Here is a 23,968-nt window from a genome sequence, read left to right as displayed (position 1 = left end):
GTGTAGCCATATATATTTTTAAACATGTGGAAAAAGGGAGAGGAAAAAGAAATGACGAAAACAGAAGCGTGGCTGGAGCAATCGTGGGAGCTGGCTTTGGATAAAACGCTTGCCTTGGCGGCAAGACTGGGGGACGCTTTTCCACATGTTGCAGAGGGTGGACGTTATGATAATCGTGAAGAAGCGTGGTGGACAGCAGGCTTTTATCCGGGACTGCTATGGCTAGCCAATCGGGCGCGTCCTGACAGTGTGGCTGCCGGGATTGCACAGCGGTGCGAGGGTCGTTTGGAAAAAATACTCTATAATAGCGAAGCTGTAGACCATGATCTTGGCTTTATTTGGCTGCTCAGCGGCGTGGCCGCCCACCGATTGAACGGAGATTCTGAGTCCAGAAGACGTGGGTTATTGGCTGCCAATCTGCTGGCTGCCCGTTTTAACGTGAATGGCCGTTTTATTCGTGCGTGGAACTTCCCCTCGAAGGACATGGATACACGGGGCGTTGCGATTATAGACAGTATGATGAATCTACCCCTGCTTTATTGGGCTTCGGAGGAAAGCGGAGATCCGCGTTTTGCCGCTCTCGCTGTGCAGCATGCAGATACCGTAGCACGTGAATTTGTCCGTTCGGATGGCTCTATCGCACATGTGATCGAATTCGATCCGGAGATTGGAAAAAAGGTCGCCGAGCATGGTGGACAGGGATTTGCTCCCGGTTCTGCCTGGGCACGTGGCACGGCTTGGGCTTTGTATGGTTTTACGCTTTCGTATGGGTACACGCGCGATTCGCGTTATTTGAAGGTGGCCGAGAACACGGCTGACTTTTTCCTGTCCCAGTTGGGCGATGCTTGCCTGCCTGTGTGGGATTTTAGAGCAGAAGAAGAGCACCGCGGGGCATGGGATTCATCGGCGGCGGCAATTGCGGCCAGTGGTTTGCTGGAGCTGGCAAAATATTCGACGCGTGCAGAGCATTTTACAGAAGCTGCAGCATCTATCCTCGAGGGCTTGCATCATACATGTACGGCGTGGGGCGAGGAGCATGAGGGATTGCTGATGAACGGGACTGTACATTATCCTGAGCAAAAATACATCAACGTTCCCATTATCTATGGCGATTATTTCTTTGTCGAGGCATTGGCAAAGCTGCGCGGAGAAGAAGGTTTGTTTAGTGTTGAATGCAAAAAAATATAGTGTATAAGCGTGCAAGAACGAACTCATTTTAATCATACGGTCGTTTGTCAGATTTACGGAATGAATTGTGAAGCAGCGTGTGTGTAATTTCATTTACATATACGCTGTTTTTTTATGCATGAAAAGGCTGGATTTATTTCGATGCCAAAGTACTACTTATAGGGGGTTAAGAGATTGTGGCTGAGCTTATTTTGTACCCAATCAGAGAAAAATCATTGATATAAGCTCTTAACTCCTATGAAAATTTTCATTTTGATGCATGGAAATAGGTCCTTTTACTTGTTTAAGAGCATTTACTCGTAAATTGACAATATAGGTGGGTAACCGTATGATATCTTTTTGTGTAAAGGAATAAACTGGATTTTAAATCTCATTTGCAAAAGGAGTTATACATATCATGACAGCAACAAGTGATTGTACAAAAAGAATATACGGAGGATTTTGGATAAGAACGGCAGCGTTTGTGATTGATCTGATCATCCTTACTGCCATAGTCCTTTTAGTAGGGGGCGCAATTTACATTATCCCAGATATTCTGGGCATAAAGGAGACGGGTTTCATACAAGTACTGCTTATGTTGTGGCCGCTGATCTTATGGCTCGTAGTGCCATGGTTGTACTGTGTGTTATGGGAATCATCGAAGGTAAGAGCAACACCGGGTAAGCTGGTGTTCTCTTTAATTGTTGTAGACAAGGAAGGAAATCGTCTTGGATTCTTACATGCCTCAGGACGTTATTGGATTAAAGCCATTTCTTTTGTAATTGCTCATATTATTTATATTGTGGTTGCTTTTACTGCCAAAAAACAGGGACTCCACGATCTTTGTACCAACACCTTTGTTGTGAATAAAAAAGAATTGCAGCGATATGATCAACAATTGCCCTTCCCTCCAGTAGCTTCTAATATCATGAATTAAGGAAATTTCCGTTGCAGAAGATGGGTCTATTATGTAATATTAAGTGAATGATAATGATTATCATTTTCTATAGACTATATAACTTGGAGGATACATCCATATGCTACATGTAAAAAAATCGACCAAACTCCCTATACTGGCGGGAGTACTGCTCATTATAGCCGTTGTACTATCAGCTTGTAGCTCTCAAGGAAATGTTGCCCAAACTTCCCCTACAGCAGGACAGGCTGCAAACAGCACGGTTCAAAAGGAAGAGGCATCAACAACGCCGACCACCCGAGAATATACAGACTCTCAAAAACGTAAAGTAACGATTCCGGTAAATCCACAGCGGATCGTTTATGTAGGCAGTGATCCGGGGGATTTGCTTGCCTTGGGTGTACGTCCAGCAGGTGCGAGTCTGAGTGTCATTCAGTCACAAATTGTGTATGCGGACCTTACCAAGGATATTACCGATGTAGGCTACCCAGTGAATCTGGAAAAAGTGACGATGCTGAAACCGGACCTTATTCTTCACGACAATTGGGATGAAAAGGCGATTGATACGTTAGCTAAAATTGCACCTACCGTGGCTCTTCATTCCGACCAGGCAACTTTTGAACGTATGCAGGAGCTAGGTAAACTTCTTGGAAAAACTAAAGAGGCAGACCAATTCAAAACCTTATATGACGAGAAGGCCAAACAAATGAAGGCCAAGCTGGATGTTGACATTAAGCCAGGAGAGACAGCGACAGTGTTGTTAGTTATGGGGAAGAACCTGTATGTTATGGGACATCAGGGTGCATCCGTGTCCTTGTATGATGTGCTTGGCTTTAAACCGGCTCCCAAGGTACAAACAGACCTGATTGATAAAAAAGAGCGCTTTGCTACCATTTCTAACGAGGTGCTTCCTGCATTTATCGGGGATGAACTATTTATTCTGTCGGATCAGAGTAAAGAAACAGTTGCAGTTACTAATAATCTGATGAACAGTGAAATATGGAAGACCATTCCCGCGGTTCAAAACAAACGGGTATATACACTCGACAGCTCATGGAATTTTGATGATGCCATCACGAGAGAACGGCTTCTTGAACAAATTCCAGATTTGATGAAGCAAAAGTAAACATGGAACCAGCCAGTGCCTGAAAGCATTAGCTGGTTTCTTTGTTTTCTCATTATGCTATGAATACTTCCCTTGCTTAACCTATCTCTTATCAAGCTTTCTCCACCAAATCCTTCGCCAAATCCTCCTCGTAGCATACTCACACAAACGAACCCTGATGTCCTTTATTTATAGAATTTCATGGCGAAATAAAAAATGTAAGCTGTTCTTACAGTTTTCATGTTCTTTTTAGCTTGTTTTGCGTTATAATGAAAGGATGCACATTATGAACGAATTGGAGGCACAGCCCGATTGACTACTTACCCTTTTGCCTTTGATCCGTCCAAGCCGTTTATTGAGCAGGCAAGTGACTGGATTGCGGATGTATTTTATGAAGTTTTGCCTGAAGTCGGCTTTGAGGTTCGGGATGAACAAATTTATATGGCATTCCAGCTAGAACGTGCCTATAAGGAAAAAAAGACCATTTTTGCAGAAGCAGGTGTGGGCACTGGTAAAACGCTGGTATACCTGCTGTACGCTATTGCATATGCTCGATACATGAGAAAACCGGCGATTATCGCCTGTGCGGATGAATCGTTAATTGAACAATTGGTAAAGCCGGAAGGGGATATCGCCAAGCTGGCACGGCATTTGAGTCTGACGATTGATGCCAGATTGGGGAAGTCGCCGGATCAGTATATTTGCCTGAATAAGCTGGATGAGGTGCGAGGCGGACTGGATGAGGACGCAGATATTTTCCGTGATATTTATCAGGAACTGCCGGATTTTGTTCATTTTCCAGATACGTTACAGTCCTTCACTCCTTACGGAAATCGGAAGGAGTATCCCGAGCTAACAGATGGACAGTGGAGCAGACTCGGATGGGATGTATTTCAAGACTGTCTCGTTTGCCATCAGCGCCATCGTTGCGGTCAGACGTTGTCTCGTGATCATTACCGCAAAGCGGCAGATCTGGTCATTTGCTCTCATGACTTTTATATGGAGCATGTATGGACCTACGAAGCGAGAAAGCGCGAGGGTCAGCTGCCGTTGCTGCCGGAGCACAGCTCTGTCGTCTTTGACGAAGGGCATCTGCTGGAGACAGCGGCACAAAATGCACTTACCTACAAGCTTAAGCACGCTCAGTTTGAGTCTATTATTACCCGACTTCTCGAGGGGGAAGTGCGAGAATCTTTGGCAATGACGATCGAAGATGCGATCTCCCAAAGTGAGGTTTTGTTCGCTGCGCTTGATAAGAACAGTCAGCCTGTACAGGGTTCTAATCGCAAGGAGTTCATCCTGAATGAGTCGCTGATTCGAGAGGTAAACCGCTTTGGTGAATTGATCGGCACGATCGAAGAAGAGCTTGTATTTGAAAGCGGGCTATTCTCTTTGGATGAGTATCAAGTCAAAATTGTGGAAGAACATTTGGAAATGATTCAAACCGCATTGGCTTTGTTTAAGCGTCCTGAACTTCTCATTTCGTGGGTGATGGAGGATCAGGATGGGTTAACGCTTGTGGTTATGCCGAAGATGGTAAAAGAGATTCTCAAAGAACGAGTATTTGCGCAGCATATACCAATCGTATTCTCTTCAGCTACGCTTTCCGTAGAGAGCTCTTTTGACTATATGGCACAGAGTCTCGGTATTGAAAATCCACTAACGTTTTCTGTTGCTTCACCTTATGACTACAGCGATCAGATGCAAGCTGCACTGTACCCGTTGCAAGTGGGGCATGATCCAATCCAGAGAGCGCTGACACTGCTGGAGAAATCGCAGGGAAGAGCGCTTATCCTGTTTCCTTCACAGGAGGAACTGGCTGCATTCAAGAAGGATCTCGTTGCTTACCCGGAGGCATCAGCCTATCGTTTTCTGTACGAAGGTTCGGCTGAAATCAGCCATCTGATCTCAGCTTTTCAGAATGATGAGGAAAGTGTGTTGTGCGCTGTTACATTATGGGAAGGATTGGATATTCCTGGACCTTCTCTGTCGCACGTCATTATCTGGTCACTGCCATTTCCTCCGAATGATCCGGTTTTTACGGCTCTGCGCAAGGATGCAGCAGATCCGTTTATTCAGATAGATATGCCTCACATGGCACTTAGACTCAGACAAGGCATAGGGCGTTTAATTCGCTCGCGTAATGATCGAGGCTGGATATCCATCATGGGCCAGGATTTGAGACGTCAAGAAGTACGCACACAAGTTGAACAACTACTGCCTGCGGGCGTAGAATGCACCGTAATTGAAGGAAACCCGGAGGGAATAAAAACATGTTGAATTTTACAACGTACACAGTAGATCAGATTAAAGATGCTTTTGGTATTTTGACTGGACAGCGTTATGAATTTATCATTGATGTAGAGGTAGAGGAGGACGACGAGCTATACACTGAAAACGGACTGTATATCCGTTGTCTTTATTTAGTAGACGAAGAAAAGACGGGACTGCTAAAGTATGAATTAATTGAAAAAGTAACGAATAGTTACATTGATCTTGAACTTGAAGATGATGAGCTGCAAGCTGTTGAGAACTTCTGTAAAGAACATGTACAGGATGAAACAGTGAAGTAACAGTATAGAACACTTAGCTAGCACAGCTGGTGTATAGCTAACATATAATGAAGATATCAAGGAGTCCTGACATGATCAGGCTCCTTTTTTTATGGTCAAATGAAGAGAACTTATTTGCTCTAGCGCAGTCTATCCCACACATTCACCATAAACAGCACAGTCCCCCCCGCGAGTAACACCCACCCTATGGTGATCCACACTCCAGCCTCTGGAACCTCGTAAATTTCACCTATAATCGCCAATATCAACACAGGCAGACCGATATTATGCATCCAAAAATGGATATGTGCCAGAATAGTAACTGAAAGTGCAGGAAAGGTCACATAGATCAGACCTATAATTCCAAGTGCAATCCAACCTAACAAATGGATATGAGACTGAACATTGGACAGACTGTAATCACCCGACACGCCAATAATTACACTAAGCAGCACACTGAGGGCAAAATATACGGCAGCTATCTTCAGAAATTGCTTTCCCATATATGAACTCCTTCTTATGTTGCACGGGGATATTTTGTGACATCTTCTCTATCATATCGAGCAAGCAGGCAGGGTGTGTGGGTATTGTGACTGGTCCATTTGACAAAAGCTTCAAATACACATAAAATCTTATTGCATCAATACTTACCGTATTACTGTGTTTTCTCGGAGATGATAGCGAACTTCTCCGACAATAGGCGTTAATTTTTGACCATTGGTTTATTTTGGATTCGCCATTAAAAGGAGCTTGAAATTATGAATGTATATCAAAATACCCTTGAACTCATCGGACGTACGCCATTAGTGGAGCTGAACAGCTATTCTCTACCGAGAGGAATTCGCCTGTTTGCGAAGCTGGAGTTTATGAATCCCGGCGGCAGCGTAAAGGATCGGGTAGGTAAGGCTCTAATTGAAAAAGCATTAAAAACAGGTCAGCTGAAGCCAGGTGGGACATTAATTGAAGCAACAGCAGGCAACGCAGGTATTGGTCTTGCGATGGCGGCGCTTCATTATAATATCTCGGTTATTTTTGCTGTGCCTGAGAAGTTCAGCCAAGAGAAGCAGGACCTGATGAAGGCATTGGGAGCACGCATCGTTCATACCCCGACAAGTGAGGGGATGAAAGGAGCTATCGAAAAAACAAAAGAATTGGCTGCTGAAATAAAAGATGCATACTTGCCACGGCAATTCAGTAATCCGGATAATCCCGAGGCATATTATACGACAATGGGACCTGAAATATGGAACGATCTGGACGGCAAAGTGGACGTATTTGTGGCAGGTGCAGGCTCGGGGGGAACGTTTATGGGAACCTCGCGTTATCTTAAGGAACAAAATGCAGCCCTTAAAACGGTCATCGTGGAGCCGGAAGGGTCCATTTTGAATGGCGGCGAGTCAGGTCCACATAAAACGGAAGGAATTGGCATGGAATTAATCCCTGAATTTGTGGATAAAGGATATTTTAATGCCATTCACACCATTAGCGATGTTGATGCTTTTGACCGTGTCAAGGAACTGGCTGCACGTGAAGGTCTTCTCGTTGGCAGTTCTTCAGGGTCTGCTTTACATGCCGCTTTACTGGAAGCCGAAAATGCACCGGATGGCGCACATATTGTTACCATTTTCCCGGATAGCAGCGAACGTTATCTGAGCAAAAAAATATATGAAGGCGGGATATAAAATGAAACGCAAAACAAAACTGATTCACGGCGGGCTTCCTACCGATCCCCATACAGGCGCGGTTAACGTTCCTATTTATCAGGTAAGCACTTATGAGCAAGAGGAAATTGGCGTCCATAAGGGATACGAATATTCGCGTACAGGCAATCCGACCCGGTTTGCTCTGGAGGAGCTGATTAAGGATCTGGAGGAAGGAAAGCGTGGTTTTGCTTTCGGTTCGGGTATGGCAGCAATCCATGCGGTATTTTCACTGTTTAATGCAGGGGATCATATTTTGCTGACCGATGATGTATACGGAGGCACCTACCGTATTGTAAGCAAAGTCCTCAGCCGTATCGGAATTGAGTCCACATTTGTGGATACGACTGACCTGGAAGCCATCTCCAAAGCAATTCGTCCGAATACGAAGGCATTGTATGTCGAAACGCCAACGAACCCGCTTTTGAAGGTTACGGATATCCGCGCTGTTTCGGAGCTTGTAAAAAAACATGATCTTTTATTGATCGTCGACAACACATTTGCTACCCCTTATTGGCAGACGCCAATTACACTTGGGGCTGATATCGTCATTCACTCTGCTACCAAGTATTTGGGCGGCCATAGCGATGTTGTAGCCGGTCTGGCTGTTGTGAACAGCGACGAGCTGGGAGAACAACTTCATTTTCTGCAAAACGCCATTGGTGCTATTCTCGGCCCGCAAGATTCTTGGTTATTGATCCGAGGTATTAAAACATTGGGTCTGCGTATGGAAGCGATTGAGCAAAATGCAAAGGAAATTGCAGCCTTTTTGGAAAAACATCCGAAGGTTAGCAAAGTGTACTATCCTGGACTGGAAAGCCATGCACAGCATGAACTGTCCAAAATCCAGGCCGAAGGCTTTGGCGGCATCATTTCCTTTGATGTAGGTAGCGACGCTAACGCGGTTGCACTTCTGAAAAAGGTGAAATATTTTACACTGGCTGAAAGCTTGGGAGCGGTTGAAAGTCTGATTAGTGTTCCGGCACGTATGACGCACGCCTCTATTCCAGTAGAACGTCGTGCAGAGCTAGGTATTACCGAAGGTTTGGTGCGGATTTCGGTTGGGATTGAAGATCTGGAAGATTTGATCGAAGATTTGCAGGCAGCATTGTAAGAAAATAATCGTAATGTTCAAGAGAGGTAGCTGAGGCTGCCTCTTTTTTTGTGTATTGTAGAATAAAGTATTGCTTTCCCTTAATAACCGAGTATAATACTTGGTAATAGATTGAGCCATAAGGAGAGAGACCCTATGAAACAGATAAAAACACGCAGTTACCTGCAGGTAGATGACTATCTGGATCTTCTTAATTATGCGAAACAATTGAACGATATAGAGTGGCAACAGGAGCTCAAAGAAGCCCTGCGGCATCAATTGCTGGAGAATGGCAAAGAGACTAAAGATTCTGAGATTAATACGCTGTGGCGGCATTTTGATCAGATTAACGATGAATTGCTGAGGTTGTTTGATCTCTTACGAAATAGTAATAACGCGGCGGATCGAAACTCGTGGAGCGAACAGATTTGGGAGCTAAAGTTAGAACGCATTAAGTTGGAAAAGCAAATTCAAGCGAGTTATGCACATTTTTAAAATAGTAACTTCACCCTAAACATACTATACCCTAGTATTGTTAGCAACAATCATGGCAGCATTAAATAGGTTTTTAGATATAGAAATTTTTAATAACGAAGTGAAGCACTCTGCTTTCTTCGTTTTTTTTGTTTTATCATAGCTACTTTTTTGAGAAGAACAGAGGAGTACGTAGAGGTAATAACGAATAGTTTTATATAGTTAAATTGAATGTTAAACGGAATATAACCGCGACTACGTCTCTGAGGAAACAAAAACCTGGAGGGGGAATGTTATGAGGTTCACACATCTGGAAAAAGCAACAACTGTGCTGTCGGATCATCCGGTACGTCTGAGGTCTGCTTATGCAGTCGGTCCGGTCATGCTCCCGGAAAATTGCGGTGTGGGCAGGGAATGGACAAGTTATTTTGCCCATGAGGAATGGAATTTGGAAAAGGCTTGTGATGAAGAAGGAGTAGAGCTTTCAGCCGGAGGAAAGGCAGCGTGCCGATTATTGACCGAGCTGGACCCTCGGACTGCCGAACTAAATCTAGGTGTTTTTCCGCCTTTGGCCGAACAAGAAAGGCTTTTGCTGGTTTCAAATCTTCGTTGTATGGCTGCACAGGAAGTGATTTTCAGACCCTTTGAAGGAACGGGACAAATTTGGATAGATGGCACACTGGTATATGCGGAATCCGGTCCTTTTCGCTTGTATCTGGAGGAAGGCGATCACACGGTAGTTATCATTGCTGCGTTTATTCCCGAGGAGGCCCGCTCTATTCGTATCAGTGGAAATCAGGTATGCGACGAACCAGATGTGACAGAACTGCAACGTGAATTTGTAGAGCGTAATATACGTTTTCATATGGCTTGGTTAGAGGTTGAGAAAAGTGCTGGCAGGGAGGGTGAAGACAGCCCGATCTTATTTTATTTACTGCGTAAGGATCGGATAGATCTTCCCTTAGATCAAACGTTATGGGTCGAGGTAACGAATGATGAAGGCATGAAGCTGGATCGCTTTCCAGCACATTGGGAGCAGGAGCAAAGCTATGACTGGGACGAGGAAAAGGCCAGGAATACGGGAATGCTGCACTTCACCGTTACATATCGGGATCATGAGGCTGTGGAGCATCATTTTGTGTATTCGGCACTTGTGCGGCCTTTGTCAGTCGTCGTGGAGGGCTTGCAGGAAGAGTATGACCGGTACATTCAAGCCCGCGCTATAGATATTCTTCATTCTGCGCAGAAAATACAAATAGAGGGCCTGCTTGAGGAATTAAAAAGGTTAACGGATTTGCCGGAAGATCCTTTTGAAATCTGGGATTACCGGGTTGTACGTGAATATATCAAGCTATTAAAACAAATCTTCACGTGTGGACATGCCGAACAGTCACACTCCCCGTCCTTACTTCAAGAAGAACACATCTTTTTGTCTAATGACGGAATTGGGGAAGGATTTTTTGTCTCCCGTTTGGATAATAGTTTGCAACGCTATACCATTCAGCTTCCCAGAAGCTATTCGACTGACCGACAGTATCCTCTGATCGTTCTGATGCCAGGCAAGCGATATGAACTGGGCTTGCCGGATTTTCAGAATCGAGGTTTTGGGCAAGGCTGGGAAGAGGAAGCTATATTCGTTACTTTTTCATGCCGTGGTGTAACGTTGGGCAGTTATATTGGAGAAGCTGCTTTTTTGGAGGCGCTGGATGTCATACTGCAAGCGTACCGAGTGGACGAAGAGCGGATCTATCTGACGGGTTATTCGAACGGAGCATATGCGGCCTGGGCGATGGCACAGGCTTATCCTTCTCGGTTTGCGGCTATTGCGGTTATCTCTGGAGCGCCACATCCCAAGCATCTGATAAATCTGTTGAATATGCCAATATTGAATGTATGCGGAGATCAGGATTACTTATTTGCACAAGCATACACAGCCCCTGTAACAGAGCTTCCATCTGATCATTTTAAAGGTGTCGTAGAGCGGCAGTCTAATCACTGGGATACGCATGAGCTGAGACTTCTGGACGGCGTACTGGGTTGGCTTATGCAATGGAAAAGGGATGTCGTACCTCAGCGTATTGCCTATCGGACGGAACGGGGCAGACATAACCGGGCTTACTGGCTGGAACTGACGCGAATGGATGAAAATGAGGAATATGCCGAGTTGTACGTTGAAATGAGTGCCACAGGTGAGTTGGATATTGAGGCAGTTCACGCCGAAGAATTTATCATTCATCTTTCTCAAGAGGTCATGCCCTTGGAATTGGCCCAAGTTCGTATCGGAGCCCGTATTTTCGTGTTGGACTTGCGGGAATACAGCCGCTTTCGCTTTGTTAAAACACACTCACATAAACGTCCCTCACCTGAATACCGTTTGATTGCCGAACGGGAGGAAGAAAGCAGTGAATGCTTTTCAAAAGAATCGGATGCCAAAAAGGAAATTGTGGATTCGAAAAGCGTGGGAAGAAACGTTTTGAGCCATGGTATGGGTGTGCTTGACGTTTATATGGATCGTCTTCACATTGTCCTTCCATCCAGCTATGCTACACCGGAGGAAGAGCAGGCGGTGAGACGGACGGCGAACGCCTTGGCTAGCCCACGAACAGCGACTTGGAATCCGTATATCGGTGTTCATTATCCGGTGGTGTCTTCCAATGATATTACAGAGGAAGCACTGGCTGATAGCAACGTGATATGTGTCACTTCGGGCTTGTCCAGACATGAGCTGCTTCAGAAGCACCAAGCTGATCTGCAAATTACATGTACGGAGGAAGGGTATACATTGGGCGGCGATTTTACGGCAGGCGAGTATTGTCTGTCATATATTCAACCTAGCCCATGGTCTGCAACCCAGCAAATGCTTGTCGTAGCGACCAATTCCCCCCGTATGTTGGGTAAAAACCTATTTATGCGCAGACTGATTATGCCTGGATATTTTAATGGTTTACACCCATATTTGAATAAAGAGATTATTGTGTATGACAGCAAGGGAGTGCGTGCTTTTAACTTTACTTCCATCAGACATGCGCAGCAAAAACTGCAAGGCCAATAAAGAAGACAGCTAATTAGACACGATAATCCTAAAATAAAAAAACGTCCGGAGTTGGGGAGGGGGACTGACCCCTTAACGTGAGACAAATCAAAACTCCTTCAAGAGAGCTCAACCATGTCGAGATATGGAAGTAGCCTTGTGCGTCCACTTTATTGACAAAGCTAAAAAATGTGAATATCATCATAAACGTTTTGAATCCTTCTTCTGTCCAGGGAAAGGCACGTTAAGTGCACAGGAAAAGATTAATCTAGTCATGCATTCTATTAATATTATTATAAGATATTTTTTTGATCTATTTAGAGAGCAAATGCTCTCTCCGAAGGAGGGAAAACATAATGGAAAATTCATTTGAAAACAAGTCGGTTATTGTAACTGGTTCGAGTAAGGGGATTGGTAAAGGAATCGCCAAAGTCTTTGCTGAAAAGGGAGCTAAAGTAGCCATTATTTCTCGTAACCTAGATGAGGCCGAGATATGCGCTGCCGAAATCAGAGCATCCGGTGGATACGCGCAAGGCTTTAGAGGTGATGTCACGGATCGATCTTCTATGGAAATGATGGCACATTCAGTATCGGTGGCCTTTAGCGGCATTGATGTGTTGTGTGCTAACTCAGGTATTGCCCCTATGACTACAATTGAAGAAATGGTTGCTGAAGAATGGGATAGCGTGATGAATACTAATGTGCGTGGAGCTTTATTTTCTGTACAGGCTTGTCTGCCATTCTTAAAAAAGCTGAATATGGAAGAGTGGTGTTAACATCTTCGATTACGGGGTCGGCGACAGGATTTGTAGGATGGTCGCATTACGGTGCCAGTAAGGCTGCCCAACTCGGTTTTATTCGCAGTGCAGCGCTTGAGTTAGCTCCGTTTGGTATTACAATCAATGCGATCATGCCCGGTAATACAATGACTGAAATGATACAAACCTTCCCAGAATACATTGAAACCATGCTTCCAGCTATTCCATTGAAACGGTTTGGAACCGTTGAAGAAATGGGACATGCAGCTGCATTTCTTGCCTCTAAGGAGGCTGGCTTCATCACGGGACAAACAATTATTATTGACGGAGGACAGAGCTTGCCTGAATCTTAATAAAAACAAGTTTGTACCAAGAGGAATAAAATGAATCCTTCAAGTAGTCATACCCCTGTCAAGTAGACGAATGAAAAAAGCTAAGCTGCAAGCGCGTGCCGATACTCGATCGGGGCGCGCTTTTTGAGTTTACCCTGAAACCGCTGAGCTTCGCTCCGTCACCAGATTTGAATATCGCTTTTTAAGTAGTCCACCCCTGAGCTATCAAGTAATCTCGTTCTTCTTTGATACTGGAAAAGGAGGTACGTGTACGCCCCTTCATCGGGCTGGATGAACCCTTGCGCCAATCGAGCGGTTCAGCATTTCGAACCTTCTTCACCCAAACTTTGAGTTGGTTAGCCATACGAAAATCCCCTCCAGGTTCACTCATACCCTCATGGTAACACACAAGGTTTTTTTAGAGTGTCTACTTGAAGGGGATGATACCACCCAGGCGATCCTGACGGTTTTTTGCTGCTTTATTGCAGTGGTTTGTCATGGTAATGACGTCATATATAGAAGGGCGTTAGGACAGATCAGTTTTTATACTGCTCCATCAGGTACATGATCTTTACTTCATCGGCCAAATCTCCAAAGGGTTCTAACGGATTCTCTTGAATGATATGATATAAACGCTGGACTCGTTCCTTTGGCAGTTTGCGTACATATCTGGAAATGAAAGCGGCATGGGTGACTACGTAGCGCTTTTTACGGACAGCTGCACTGGCTACGCGGACGAGAATATCTTCGCCCCCTGCCAATTCCAGAATACGGCGCTCATAAAAGACTACGTATCGGAATGTCCGGTCCTTGATCAGCTCACGATTGAGTCTGGCAATCTCTCCGATATATCTGACCATAAGCGGCTCGAAGCTCTTGATCAGGAGAGGATCGAGCGTTAATTCCATGTCTTTGCGGAGAACAAAAGATTGCAGCAGGGCGACCTGCTGGAGCCTTATCCGATCATTGTGAATGAGTACAGCCATCTCACGCAGCATTTCATAGGAGACACGCTCACTGAGCTGCCGCAGGGCAACCGCGTTTTTATGATTAACGTTTAGTCCTTCCTGGATCTGCCCTATACGACCTCTGAACAGACGTATAAGCTGCCTACGCTGCTCATAAGGATAAATACCCTGCTGTAGAAGCACCAAGGGCAGCAGAAAGAACGCACCGACGATACCGCATAGAAACATTTGTTGCTGCGAGTGGCCGAAAAAAACAGTAGCGGCCAGCAATATGACGCCGACGGCAAGGTCTTTACGAAAATAACGTTTGGCTCTAAGTTTGGCATATTGCTCTACAGGAACTAGTGTATCCCGACCACATGATGTACATTTCTCTTCCCAAAGGGCGGTGAATTGTCCACAACGCTTGCAGACTCTTAGCTTTTGGAAGGCGTGCTCTGTGCGGGTAAATGGGCGAAATTGTACAGCTTGTTTGGAACTATTCATTGCGCTCACTTCTCCGGTTCAGCAGTGCCAGAAGCTCGGTGTCGATTTGTGTAATCGACGGGGCGCGTTTTTTATGTATATAGTAAATTAGTGATTTGATGGCGACAAAAAGAAACATAATCGCCAGACATCCGTATGAGATCATAGTGTACTTCCTCTTTCTGCTTGGATTTTTACTTCAATATTTTACATGGGCGGGTTTCGCTACTGTCATTTTTGTCGTATAAAGGAGAAGGCTGGTGCCCGATTGCCCTTGTTGGGGTATAATTATATCATTACTGCAGGATATTGGTAAAATCTCGCGGTATGACAGGCTTTTTGGTTGGATTCAGACCATTTGGGCAGTATTTTCAGCTGGCGTTCATGTAAAACTCATTATAATTTAATAGTAGGGGAGTACAACTGTAATTTAGAATGAGAATTAACCGGCAAAGGGGTACAAGCGATGTTTAGTAGAGACAGAAAATGGTTTTTGGTCATCGGAATCATATGTACAATGATCATGACCTCGATTTTGGCATGGCAGCCACAGATGGCGAATGCCGCTTCGCCCTCTGCTTCTAAGGTGGATGCGGTGCTGGTCGTCGATGTAAGTAATTCAATGAACACCAGTGATCCTGGGAAAATTGGCAATGAAGCCATGAAAATGTTCATTGATATGCTGTCGACGCAAAATGACAAGGTCGGGATTGTAGCGTATACGGATGTCGTACAGCGCGAGAAAGCCTTGCTTAATATTACATCCGAAGCGGATAAGCAGGAACTGAAGACGTTTATTGACGGACTGAACCGGGGGGCGTATACTGACACCTCCGTGGGTGTCAAGGAAGCGATCCGCATTTTGCAAGATGGTAAAACAGCTGGACATGCGCCTATGATCGTCATGTTGGCCGACGGTAACAACGATTTTAATAAGACGACAGGCAGAACCGAAAGCCAATCAGATCAGGATATGGCACAGGCTGTAGCCGAGGCTAAAAATAGCGGCGTTCCGATCTACACCATCGGCTTGAATGCAGATGGGAAGCTGAATAAAAACAAGCTTGCCGACATAGCGCAGCAAACGGGCGGCAAGTCCTTTATTACAAGCTCAGCGGATGACCTGCCGAACATTTTAAGTGAAATTTTCGCCAGCAATTTGAAGTTGAAAGTGGTGCCTTTGCAGTCCATTACGGCAAACGGCGACTATCAGGATGTAACGGTAACCGTACCGAACGATAGTGTGCTGGAGGCTAACATTTCGATCATGTCCTCGAAACCGGTGGATGCGAGACTGATAGACCCGTCGGGCAACACCAAGCCGATTCCTTCGAGCGATGTGCTGCTGTCCAAGTCCAAAAGCTACTCGCTGATTAAACTGCTCAAGCCTGTGGCTGGTGACTGGAAGCTCCAAGTCAAGGGAGTCCAGCAGGATCAGATTGATATTAATCTGGTGTTTAACTACGATCTGGAGCTGAAAATGGACGCACCGTCCGCCAAATCATACAAAAAAGGCGATGCAGTTCAAATTCGTTCCTACCTGACGAGCAATAGCCAGCAGCTTCAGGATCAGGAATTGTATGCGAATATGAATGCTGTTCTGAAGGTCAAGGATCTGGATTCCGGTACAACGAATGAGGTGCCGTTAACCAATGCAGGGGATTCTTTTACCGGTAGCTATACGATTCCAGATGAGCATGACTACGAACTAACCGTTAGAGCAGAGGAGAAGAGCTTCTACCGTGAAACACAGCCTGTAACCATCAGTGCTAAAGCAGGGGCGACGAGCGGTACGAATACGGGCACGACACAGCCAATAACACCTGCTGAAAAGTCCAAGCTAATGCCACTCATTCTTTTAGGGCTGGGGCTGCTCATTCTGCTGGTTGCCGCATATTTCATCTGGAAGGCTGTCAAAAAGGCCAACCGTGGCTTTGTCGGTCAAATCGTACTGGAAATCCGGGATGAGAACACTGGCGAAAAAACGTATCCACAATACAAGAAGCTGAACACCTTCCGGGGCAAATTTAATCTGCACCAGTTGCTGCAACTGGCACCGGAATTTGCTGGAACCGACAAGGTCGTGTTCACACCAGCCAATCAGGATCGTATCATTGTGCGCAGTACCCCCGAGATTACGATTGAGAAATCCGGACGGGCTGTAGACACAGGCAACGGTCTTGAACTCAAAAACGGTGATCGTCTGACCATCCCGTTAGCCAGTGTGGACAAAACCATTTTACTGGAATTTATTTCAGTAAACAGCTAAACGAACCCTTAGGAGGTCATATCTATGAAACCAGTAGTTAGAGAGCATATCCAACAATTAGACGTATCACTCGGCGGGGGGATCGTAAGCGATAAGATCAGAGTTGATACTATTGATAATCCTATTTTAATTATCGGACTCGGAGGCACGGGAATTGATGCCCTTCTCCGCTTGAAATATCAAATTAACCGCAGATTCAAGCTTCCAGCAGATCCGATCTCCAAGAAAAAGAGCGATAAACCGGACAATGTGGAATTTCTCGCTTTTGAAACGAATGAACAAGACCGCAACAAAAAATACAAGGGGATTGGTTTGGACCCCATCAATGAGTTTGTACTGCTATCCAATGCGGAAATCGGCGGATTGCTGCAAAACCGCAGCATTCTTGAGCCGTACATTACCGATTGGCTGTCTCCAGAGCTGAGCATTACCGATGGTATGAATGGGGCGGCAGGGGTACGTCAGGCAGGACGATTGCTGTTGTTCACCAAAATCAATCAGGTCGTACAAAGCATTGACAAAAAAATCAAAACCTTGTCTGAAGGCACCAACAAGAAGCTTATGGTGTTCCTGCTGTCCGGTTTGTCCGGCGGTACAGGAAGCGGTACTTTCCTCGATATCTCATATATCGTCCGAGGAATTATTGAGCGTGACTATGGCTCTGCAGGTGTAGACCGTGTAAATACATTAGGTTATCTGTTTACACCGGATATTAATTTAGCGAACAAAAGCCTGAGCGAGCATACACGTGAATATATTAAAAAGAACGGCTATGCTGCACTGAAAGAGCTGGACTATTGGATGAATGTAGACAGCCGTGGTGAACGCTTTAAGCAGCAGTACGGAAATATTTTGGCCGTGAACTCGCCGCTTCCGCCGTTTAATCTGTGTCATCTCATTTCGGCCACGAATACGGAAGGCAAGCTGTTGGAAAATGCTTATGATTACTGCATGAATGTCACCGCCGAGAACATCACCAACTTTATGGCGAGTGAGGAAAAACAGTCAGGCGAAGAGTTTGCCATTCATGACTATATCAGCAATATCCGTACCAACATCGCACAAATGAATAAGGCCTATCCGGCAAACTACGATTACAATATTATCGGGGCTTCCTCGGCGGTACTGCCAATGGAGGAAATGACGACATATCTGGCCTATCGAATGTTTGGCAAAATGTCCAAAATGTTTGAGCAATCGCCAAATCAAGAGGATGTAGAGAAGTTTGCCCGCAAGCTGGGCGTGGATCTGGATAGCATGATCAAAAACTTTGAATCCCGTGTACCTGAGCCGCTTCCGGGCTTTGAAAACAGTGAACGGTTGAGTTATAGCAATGTTGTTAAAATGCAAGTTGTCAATATGGACACCGAGCTGGAGCAAACGTTCCTGACGCGTGCCCGCGAAGAGTATATCAAAGCGAAGAAACAGCTTCCTGGCGAAATTACAGGACAGTTTACGGACCAAATCCGCCGGATGTTTCTGCATCCTGAGCAAGGGCCGTTTTATGTATCCCGCATGATTTATACTGAAAAAGGATTTAGCTTGCTGAAAATGCTGCTTTCATATGTTGAGACGTTGCGTGAATCACTGCACCGTATTCCAACGGACATTGAATGGGCGCGTGAGCAGGCGAACGAAAAGCTGGGCGATGCCAAGAGCGCGTTTGTGTCCAAGGATAAAAAGAAAAATGCGTACATTGAAGCGAAAATTAATGAATATTGGCTGCGGGCTGATGTGGAACGTACAGAGCAGCTCATTGAATTTTATGAAGACCTGTATGACCTGTTGAACAAGGAAAATAGCCGCATTTATAATGTATTTACTGAAATTTTGAACGCATTGAGCGCAATTTTCGAGAAGAATGGCGATCTGCTGATAAATGGCGAAGAACAGTCCGATCACAAAGGTAACAAAACGTACTATTGGAATCTGGTAAGTGTACCGGATATTTCTGAAGTTGTGACCAAGCTGCTGGACAACCGCAACGGTGATGATTTGATTCGTGATTTTGCCCAAGAATTGCTCGAAAATTCAGATCAATGGGTGAAGGATCAGGATATGGACATCATCAGCTCAATCTCCAATTTCTTGACTGATAAGTTCGGTGATCTCATTACCCGTTCCATGGAGGATTTCCTCGTCATGAAATACGGGCAAGATGAAGCCATTGAAAAATTTGTGGAGCGCTACATTGCGAGTAAACTGGATGAGGAAGCTGTACCTGTGTTCCATCTGAGCAATAGCTCTGGCAACTTGTACTTCCCATCATGGGGATTCGTTTCAGTACCTGTACAGTCGCCTAATATTCTGAAAGGCGTTCGCAATTATCAAAATAATGCAATTGGCAAATCACATTTTACTATTAAAGAGAGTGAAGTTCGTAACCGGATTTTCTGGCTCAATACGCGTAATGGTGTTCCTCTGTTTGTATATACGCCGCTCAAAGTGTATGAAGAAAGCTATGAAAAAACGATTCTTGACCGCGAAGGTATTGGCCGTCATCTGGTGCAAACAGGTCAGAACAATTGGACTAATCTGCCGTCGCCGATTCCTGAAAAGTCATGGGGCGAAACTTACGTCAATTCGCGTGTGCAAGCTTACAATGCCCGCATTCGTAATGATTTTGACCGTGCCAAGTCACTTGGCGTGATTCGGGAAAAGGATGTCGATCAGAATACGAGCAGCCGCTTCACTGTAATCCGTTCACATGCGCTAGATCTGAATGCGATGCTGGCAGGCTACGATATGCGCTTGCAGGAATCCAAGCCGAATTTGGGTGAAGTAAAAAGAGCATGGTCTGAGTTGAAACGTCTGCTGGCTGAAGGGCTGGAGCAGGCCGGAAGCAAGGACATCTTTGGCAGCATCAATGAAGAGATGGCGAAGGAAAACCTGATCCGTTCACCAGAATTAACACAGGTGGTTCGTGAAGAACTGGCGAAATATACACAAATTGAAGCGAAAGCCGCTGAATTGGAAGCTTTGCTGGGCAAATATCAGGATGAAGAAAAATGGCTGGATCAGTTCATTCAGGCACTCTATACGGACACGATTACGAAAAAAGGTGCTTTGTACGTCTATGATCGCGACGAAGAGGAAGAGGCTTGGGAGCCGTTTGCCAATGTCATGAAGAGCCGTAATTATGTGGAGTTTGAAGTGTTTACAAACTTCCGCGGTTTGGAAGAAAAGAAATTTGCTGCTCTAATGCGCAAGGCGGATCGCCGTGATGCTGTATTGACTTCATCTGAGGATATTACACCATTGCTGTCGAAGCTGGACGAACTGGCTGCGATTTACACAGAGGCCCGCAATCAATTGGAATATGAAAAGGTGGAGCTCGCTAACGGAGCGGAACTTTATGCATTCTATGCTCAAATGGCTGGAAAATTAAACGACATCCGCAGAAAGTTGAAGTAAAGTATGAGAGAGCAGCTGTTACGTTATGCGGCTGACTATGCAGTCGCAGAGGACCAATTAATCGGAAGCGGAGATGGACGCAGTAGCATCCATTTCCCGTCCGTGTTTCTTTTTATCGGTGATCGCATGAACCCGGTGATGAACACCATTGCAGATATCAACCGGACCAAGTGGGATAACAGCACGGGAGTAACGTATATTCAGATCCGCTCGCAGGAAGAACATGCGGCTGTAGATCGTTCGGTGGATGCTATTGTTCATACGATAGCGGTACCGGAGGAAAGTGGCCACCAAACGATACGCCGTGACTTGCACCAGGCTTTTTATACACATGAATCGCAGCTAATTGAGCTTAACACCGCGTTGCGCCGGGCTAGTGGACATCTGGCAGATTACGGTCGGTTGTATTCTTCGTTCGAGCGTGTTCATTTGTCGATTTTGACGACAGCGGATGACCCCATGAACGTATTAATCCCTGAAATTACGCTGTTGGCGGAGTATATTTTTGCACAGTCTTTTAAATCGGTACAAATGGATCTGTATGTGTTGGTGAATGAAAGCGATCAGGCTGTCCAATTCGGCTACAGTAGTGCAACGTCCGTTGCTTTTATGCGGGAGCTGGACTATATCCAGAGTCCAGAGTATACGTTTACGGCACCGCTTCATATGACTGAGGACAAATTGACCATTCCAGTATCCCATGCTCCATCACCGTTGTTCGATCTCGTCTATGTGCTGTCCGACAAGAACGAACGCGGCGTAACGGTGCCGAATAGCCTGCGGGAAAGCTGTGACATCATTTGCCACATTCAGCTTCTTAAAAACCGCTATCAGGCAGGAGATTCCTATCGGTCACAGGATGGGGGATACAACAATACATCGTTTAAAAACAACATCATGACGGAATCCGGGCGGCAGGGTTATGTGTCGGCTGGATTTTCCCGAGTCAACCGCCCTAACCAGTCAATCGCACTTACGGTGCTGTATCATTTTTATGTGAAGCTGCTAGAGCGTATGAGAACAGAGCAGGAGTGGGACATACGCGATAAGCTGAATTATTTTGGTTTAGATGCTGCTGAGCGCGGTCGCACGCGAAATGATCTCGTTCCTGGTAATGAGGCGATCACGGACATGAGCGCACTGATGACCAGCGGAGCCAGCTACGGCTCCTTGAAGCGAATGACATTACGTGAGGCGGAGGGAGCCTTGTTCGGTCAGGGCTGCGAAGCCTTTTTCCGCGATAACTGTGAACGGATTATGCACAAACGGTTGGGAGATTTTCAGGCGGAATCAGGTCTGCAGTTGGCTGTGAATGCAGCTTCCAAGGAATATCCTGAAATCGGCTTATTCGAGTTGACAGACTGGACGGATGAAAATAAAACAGGAAATGTGCTTACGGCCATTCGGGGGCTGATTCGGGATACGTCCAATGACTTGCAGATTAGTACCGCTGAACTGGACACCCTGTATAGCGGTCAGGTGGAGGACCAGCCTTTTCAACGACTGCCACTCATGGATAAGCATAATGTGCGCAGCTTGATTCGTTACCTGACCGAGACGGTTTACGGGCACAAACTGCACATGCTGCGAATTCAAGCCGATTTGGAGCTGCTTCGTCGCTATGAACTGGCACTAGAAAAATGGCATGCACAGGCGAAGCATATTACAGTACAGCTTTCCAGCCTGGAGCGTGAACTGCATCAAGCTGCAACGGATAGTATTCGGCAGGCTGATAGTTACACAGGTCAAAACCTGTTCGAGTATTACGAGCGTGTGACGGAGGATGTCATGCGTGAGTTGGAAAGCAAGCGGGGAAAATCTATATTCTTTGATACCCGGCATATGGGGCCTGTATCCGGATTGCTGGACGGGGGCCTGTCCGCATTGGTGGATCGACTTACGCAGACCTGTCGAACCTTGATTCTCAGTTCACAGCCGTTTAATCAGACCTTCGAAGAAGAATTATTGCGGCGTGCCAATGTAGCTGCTGCATATGAAAATCGGCTGGTCGTTCCGAAGGATGAGCTGTTTAAGAAACTGTATCAAACGTTAGAGGAACATGGTGGAATTAACGTACGTTTGCTCGACTATACCCATGAGCATCGGTATGAAGAAAAGTACTTCTTTGGTGACTACGAAGGCGAATTTCTTCCTTATGCGATGGATGTGGACATTACTTCGCGTATTTACAAGTTGGGTTTTGTACATGAGCGTCGCAGCAGCGGGGTGGAAAAGCTGCATTTGATGGGCGGCTTCCATCTGGAGGATCTGATGGTTTACCGCAACGGCAAAACGTATTATGAGACATATACTGCGAATGGTTTCGTGTTTCACGGAATCGACGTGGACCGGTTGCCGGAATTGCGGTAGCCACATATTAATCCTACTTTAATGATGGAAGGAAGCAACGATTCTTATGAAGCAACGTAAATTTAACGTTCTCCTATTACTGTTCGGCTTGTTGGGTGCTGTAGTAGGCTTCATCTTGGGAGAGCTTATTCTTCACAAATTGATAGGGCACTGGCCGCATATCGTCGTGATTGGGCTGTATTTTGGCATCATGGCACTGTGCATTGGCCTAGGTTGTCTGATTGGCGAACTAATTTCGCCACAGTTAAATGGGCATTCATGGCGGCAGCGCTACTCCGGGTTATCCTGGAAGTTACTGGTGCCTGCTACACTAGTGATGTTGTTCGTGGCAGGTCTGCTATTGGAGTTGGGCTATCAGGTTAACCCTGAAGGGCGCAAGAGCGTACAGGACCTCGTGCTTGTGATTGATAATTCCGGGAGTATGCAGCAAACAGATCCTGATAATGAGCGCCTAACGGCTGCCAAGAGTCTGATTGGCCAAATGGATGGAGACAAGCGGGTAGCCATTGTTTCATTTGAATCTGCTGCGCAGTTGGTTCAGCCATTTACTCCCATTGGCACAGATGCAGAGAAGCAAGCGGTTTATTCCAAAATCGATAGTATGCAGACTATAATGTCAGGCGGTACAGAGATCGGGCTTGCTTTGGACGAGACGATCAAAGAGATTGAAACCCAAGGTAATGCAGAAAAAGGTTCTCTCGTTATCATGCTCTCTGATGGCTTTAGCGATCTGGATACCCAGACAGCATTGGCTCCTTATATCGCCCGCCAGATTCCGATTAATACGATCGGGCTGAAACTGGCAGAGTCGGATGGTATAGCCTTATTGCAAAATATTGCTGACCTGACGGGCGGAACTTATTCTAATGTAGCCAATGCCCAAGGACTTACTCAGGCGTTCGGAAAAATATATAACAAAATCGGTGATCGCACACTGGTAACGGAGCGGACAGGTGAGTATGCCGACAGTCTGTATTTTGCCATTTATCGCGTAACGGCGCTGGTCATTATCGGCGCTTTATTGGGATTGGCTCTTGGGCTGATGTTCGATAACCGTTTTCTCGCACGGAATTTTGCGATTGGAGGAGTCCCGGCAGGCTTGCTCGCTGGTTTTATTTTGGAAAAGGGACTATCTGGCTCGCCTATAGGCGACTTGATGATTCGTTTGGTGGCAGCGCTCGTACTGGCAGCCCTTATTGCTGTCTTTTCGCTTGTTCTGCCGATTGCGGAAAATACTCGCCGATCTTCCGGTGGAGGAAGTCAGGGTGCGCCATCAGGACGCCGGAGAGGGGCACCGGAAGCCCCGACGCGCAATCGACGCAGCAGTGGATTTTAGAACGGGAGGCTGGAACTT

Annotated in this window: 17 protein-coding genes and 1 pseudogene; 14 read left to right on the top strand and 4 right to left on the bottom strand. The window is 45.8% G+C overall.

What is annotated here, in order from left to right; translation table 11 throughout:
• Positions 1 to 51 precede the first annotated feature (51 nt).
• The 5 genes from MKX30_RS10600 to MKX30_RS10580 all read left to right on the top strand — a co-directional run bounded on the left by MKX30_RS10600 (position 52) and on the right by MKX30_RS10580 (position 5,761).
• On the top strand, positions 52 to 1,188 hold the full coding sequence (locus MKX30_RS10600; RefSeq protein WP_023988372.1) for a glycoside hydrolase family 88 protein: 1,137 nt from the start codon (positions 52 to 54) through the stop codon (positions 1,186 to 1,188).
• 397 nt (positions 1,189 to 1,585) lie between these two features.
• Positions 1,586 to 2,104, top strand: coding sequence for an RDD family protein (locus MKX30_RS10595; RefSeq protein WP_028542365.1), 519 nt, complete (start codon positions 1,586 to 1,588; stop codon positions 2,102 to 2,104).
• A gap of 100 nt (positions 2,105 to 2,204) precedes the next feature.
• Positions 2,205 to 3,209 (top strand): ABC transporter substrate-binding protein, encoded by a 1,005-nt coding sequence (locus MKX30_RS10590; protein ID WP_023988374.1) that lies wholly within the window; start codon positions 2,205 to 2,207, stop codon positions 3,207 to 3,209.
• A 291-nt stretch (positions 3,210 to 3,500) separates the two neighbouring features.
• On the top strand, positions 3,501 to 5,468 hold the full coding sequence (locus tag MKX30_RS10585; RefSeq protein ID WP_339201974.1) for an ATP-dependent DNA helicase: 1,968 nt from the start codon (positions 3,501 to 3,503) through the stop codon (positions 5,466 to 5,468).
• Complete coding sequence (locus tag MKX30_RS10580) at positions 5,462 to 5,761, top strand: DUF6509 family protein (protein WP_023988376.1); 300 nt, start codon at positions 5,462 to 5,464, stop codon at positions 5,759 to 5,761. Before MKX30_RS10585 ends, MKX30_RS10580 begins: the two co-directional genes overlap by 7 nt.
• A 119-nt stretch (positions 5,762 to 5,880) precedes the next feature.
• On the opposite strand, the gene MKX30_RS10575 is transcribed toward MKX30_RS10580, so the two are convergent.
• Entirely contained in the window at positions 5,881 to 6,243 is a 363-nt protein-coding gene (locus MKX30_RS10575) for a hypothetical protein (RefSeq protein WP_068940772.1), read from the bottom strand.
• 255 nt (positions 6,244 to 6,498) lie between these two features.
• Here MKX30_RS10575 and MKX30_RS10570 point away from each other — a divergent pair, with 255 nt between their 5' ends.
• The 5 genes and pseudogenes from MKX30_RS10570 to fabG all read left to right on the top strand — a co-directional run bounded on the left by MKX30_RS10570 (position 6,499) and on the right by fabG (position 13,149).
• Positions 6,499 to 7,422: a PLP-dependent cysteine synthase family protein gene (locus MKX30_RS10570; RefSeq protein WP_023988377.1), complete on the top strand. Its 924-nt coding sequence runs from the start codon at positions 6,499 to 6,501 to the stop codon at positions 7,420 to 7,422.
• 1 nt (position 7,423) lies between these two features.
• The gene (locus MKX30_RS10565) at positions 7,424 to 8,554 is read left to right on the top strand and encodes a bifunctional cystathionine gamma-lyase/homocysteine desulfhydrase (RefSeq protein WP_025724184.1); all 1,131 of its coding nucleotides are present in this window, start codon (positions 7,424 to 7,426) and stop codon (positions 8,552 to 8,554) included.
• Between the two features lie 135 nt (positions 8,555 to 8,689).
• Positions 8,690 to 9,028, top strand: a complete 339-nt coding sequence (locus tag MKX30_RS10560; protein WP_023988379.1) for a hypothetical protein — start codon at positions 8,690 to 8,692, stop codon at positions 9,026 to 9,028.
• A gap of 274 nt (positions 9,029 to 9,302) precedes the next feature.
• The gene (locus MKX30_RS10555) at positions 9,303 to 12,059 is read left to right on the top strand and encodes a PHB depolymerase family esterase (protein ID WP_341062819.1); all 2,757 of its coding nucleotides are present in this window, start codon (positions 9,303 to 9,305) and stop codon (positions 12,057 to 12,059) included.
• A gap of 335 nt (positions 12,060 to 12,394) precedes the next feature.
• Positions 12,395 to 13,149, top strand: a pseudogene (gene fabG, locus MKX30_RS27380) (3-oxoacyl-ACP reductase FabG).
• A gap of 181 nt (positions 13,150 to 13,330) precedes the next feature.
• Here the strand turns inward: fabG and MKX30_RS10540 are convergent.
• From MKX30_RS10540 to MKX30_RS10530, 3 genes are all read right to left on the bottom strand, one after another.
• Complete coding sequence (locus MKX30_RS10540) at positions 13,331 to 13,492, bottom strand: hypothetical protein (protein ID WP_023988383.1); 162 nt, start codon at positions 13,490 to 13,492, stop codon at positions 13,331 to 13,333.
• A 172-nt stretch (positions 13,493 to 13,664) separates the two neighbouring features.
• Positions 13,665 to 14,582 carry a hypothetical protein gene (locus MKX30_RS10535; RefSeq protein ID WP_023988384.1) on the bottom strand — a complete coding sequence of 306 codons (918 nt, stop codon included), beginning with the start codon at positions 14,580 to 14,582 and terminating at the stop codon, positions 13,665 to 13,667.
• The gene (locus tag MKX30_RS10530) at positions 14,575 to 14,727 is read right to left on the bottom strand and encodes a hypothetical protein (RefSeq protein ID WP_023988385.1); all 153 of its coding nucleotides are present in this window, start codon (positions 14,725 to 14,727) and stop codon (positions 14,575 to 14,577) included. Before MKX30_RS10530 ends, MKX30_RS10535 begins: the two co-directional genes overlap by 8 nt.
• A gap of 300 nt (positions 14,728 to 15,027) precedes the next feature.
• Here MKX30_RS10530 and MKX30_RS10525 point away from each other — a divergent pair, with 300 nt between their 5' ends.
• Genes MKX30_RS10525 through MKX30_RS10510 form a run of 4 tightly spaced genes read left to right on the top strand, consistent with a single transcriptional unit; the run spans position 15,028 to position 23,950 of the window.
• Positions 15,028 to 16,830 (top strand): vWA domain-containing protein, encoded by a 1,803-nt coding sequence (locus tag MKX30_RS10525; RefSeq protein WP_341062816.1) that lies wholly within the window; start codon positions 15,028 to 15,030, stop codon positions 16,828 to 16,830.
• Positions 16,831 to 16,854: 24 nt separating this feature from the next.
• Complete coding sequence (locus tag MKX30_RS10520) at positions 16,855 to 20,244, top strand: tubulin-like doman-containing protein (protein WP_341062815.1); 3,390 nt, start codon at positions 16,855 to 16,857, stop codon at positions 20,242 to 20,244.
• 3 nt (positions 20,245 to 20,247) lie between these two features.
• Positions 20,248 to 22,614 carry a transcription initiation factor TFIID gene (locus tag MKX30_RS10515; protein ID WP_053325327.1) on the top strand — a complete coding sequence of 789 codons (2,367 nt, stop codon included), beginning with the start codon at positions 20,248 to 20,250 and terminating at the stop codon, positions 22,612 to 22,614.
• Between the two features lie 46 nt (positions 22,615 to 22,660).
• Positions 22,661 to 23,950, top strand: coding sequence for a vWA domain-containing protein (locus MKX30_RS10510; protein WP_023988389.1), 1,290 nt, complete (start codon positions 22,661 to 22,663; stop codon positions 23,948 to 23,950).
• The last annotated feature ends 18 nt before the right edge of the window (positions 23,951 to 23,968 follow it).

Origin of the sequence: Paenibacillus sp. FSL P2-0173, assembly GCF_038008045.1 — a bacterium.
Taxonomy (GTDB): Bacteria; Bacillota; Bacilli; order Paenibacillales; family Paenibacillaceae; genus Paenibacillus; species Paenibacillus polymyxa_B.
The sequence above is the reverse complement of the archived record's forward strand: the minus strand, read 5'-3'. Positions and strand labels throughout refer to the sequence as shown.

Excerpts from the sequence above, each read along its gene's own strand:
- MKX30_RS10600 (WP_023988372.1), top strand. The coding sequence starts at position 52 with ATGACGAAAACAGAAGCGTGGCTGGAGCAATCGTGGGAGCTGGCTTTG.
- MKX30_RS10595 (WP_028542365.1), top strand. The coding sequence starts at position 1,586 with ATGACAGCAACAAGTGATTGTACAAAAAGAATATACGGAGGATTTTGG.
- MKX30_RS10590 (WP_023988374.1), top strand. The coding sequence starts at position 2,205 with ATGCTACATGTAAAAAAATCGACCAAACTCCCTATACTGGCGGGAGTA.
- MKX30_RS10580 (WP_023988376.1), top strand. The coding sequence starts at position 5,462 with ATGTTGAATTTTACAACGTACACAGTAGATCAGATTAAAGATGCTTTT.
- MKX30_RS10575 (WP_068940772.1), bottom strand. The coding sequence starts at position 6,243 with ATGGGAAAGCAATTTCTGAAGATAGCTGCCGTATATTTTGCCCTCAGT.
- MKX30_RS10570 (WP_023988377.1), top strand. The coding sequence starts at position 6,499 with ATGAATGTATATCAAAATACCCTTGAACTCATCGGACGTACGCCATTA.
- MKX30_RS10565 (WP_025724184.1), top strand. The coding sequence starts at position 7,424 with ATGAAACGCAAAACAAAACTGATTCACGGCGGGCTTCCTACCGATCCC.
- MKX30_RS10560 (WP_023988379.1), top strand. The coding sequence starts at position 8,690 with ATGAAACAGATAAAAACACGCAGTTACCTGCAGGTAGATGACTATCTG.
- MKX30_RS10555 (WP_341062819.1), top strand. The coding sequence starts at position 9,303 with ATGAGGTTCACACATCTGGAAAAAGCAACAACTGTGCTGTCGGATCAT.
- MKX30_RS10540 (WP_023988383.1), bottom strand. The coding sequence starts at position 13,492 with ATGGCTAACCAACTCAAAGTTTGGGTGAAGAAGGTTCGAAATGCTGAA.
- MKX30_RS10535 (WP_023988384.1), bottom strand. The coding sequence starts at position 14,582 with ATGAATAGTTCCAAACAAGCTGTACAATTTCGCCCATTTACCCGCACA.
- MKX30_RS10530 (WP_023988385.1), bottom strand. The coding sequence starts at position 14,727 with ATGATCTCATACGGATGTCTGGCGATTATGTTTCTTTTTGTCGCCATC.
- MKX30_RS10525 (WP_341062816.1), top strand. The coding sequence starts at position 15,028 with ATGTTTAGTAGAGACAGAAAATGGTTTTTGGTCATCGGAATCATATGT.
- MKX30_RS10520 (WP_341062815.1), top strand. The coding sequence starts at position 16,855 with ATGAAACCAGTAGTTAGAGAGCATATCCAACAATTAGACGTATCACTC.
- MKX30_RS10515 (WP_053325327.1), top strand. The coding sequence starts at position 20,248 with ATGAGAGAGCAGCTGTTACGTTATGCGGCTGACTATGCAGTCGCAGAG.
- MKX30_RS10510 (WP_023988389.1), top strand. The coding sequence starts at position 22,661 with ATGAAGCAACGTAAATTTAACGTTCTCCTATTACTGTTCGGCTTGTTG.